Below are 737 nucleotides of genomic sequence, written 5' to 3'. Positions count from 1 at the left end.
CTCGCCGATGATGTCACCGACCGTCATGCGCGGGTTCAGCGAGGTGTACGGGTCCTGGAACACCATCTGGATGTTGCGGCGCACCGCCTTGAGCGCGGAACCGGACAGCCGGGAGATGTCCTCGCCCTTGTAGAACACCTGGCCGGCGGTGGCCCGCTCCAGGTTCATCAGGACCTTGGCGAGGGTGGACTTGCCGCAGCCGGACTCGCCGACGATGCCGAGCGTCTCGCCCTTGTTGAGGGTGAAGGAGATGCCGTCGACGGCCTTGACCGCGCCGACCTGCTTCTTGAACAGGACGCCCTGGGTCAGCGGGTAGTGCTTGACCAGGTCGCGGACCTCCAGGATGGGCTCAGCCATGGAGGGTCTCCTTCCAGAAGTGGCAGGCGCTCTTGCGCCCGGCGAGCTCGGCCCCGTCCCGGTCAGTGACCTGGTGCAGGGCGGGGCTCTCGGTGCGGCACAGGTCGGTGGCGGCGTCGCAGCGCGGGTTGAACGCGCAGCCGGCCGGGACCTTGTAGAGGTTGGGCGGCAGGCCCTTGATCGCGTACAGCTCCTCGCCCTTCTGGTCCAGTCGCGGGATCGACCGGAGCAGGCCCTCGGTGTAGGGGTGGGCGGGGTTGGCGTACAGGTCGTGGACGGGGGCGGTCTCGACGATCCGGCCCGCGTACATGACGGCGATCTTGTCGGCGACGTCGGCGACCACGCCGAGGTCGTGGGTGATCAGGATCAGGCCCATGTGG

At 68.4% G+C, this 737-nt stretch carries 2 protein-coding genes; both read right to left on the bottom strand.

Annotated elements, in window-relative coordinates; genetic code table 11:
- Nucleotides 1-357: ATP-binding cassette domain-containing protein (locus OO48_RS33970; RefSeq protein WP_033223515.1), on the bottom strand; the 357-nt coding region annotated here is incomplete at its 3' end.
- On the bottom strand, nt 350-737 hold a 388-nt coding region (locus OO48_RS33965), incomplete at its 5' end, for an oligopeptide/dipeptide ABC transporter ATP-binding protein (RefSeq protein ID WP_033223517.1). The genes OO48_RS33965 and OO48_RS33970, both read right to left, overlap by 8 nt.

The organism is Kitasatospora phosalacinea (assembly GCF_000716545.1).
Lineage (GTDB): Bacteria > Actinomycetota > Actinomycetes > Streptomycetales > Streptomycetaceae > Kitasatospora > Kitasatospora phosalacinea.
The sequence above is the reverse complement of the archived record's forward strand: the minus strand, read 5'-3'. Positions and strand labels throughout refer to the sequence as shown.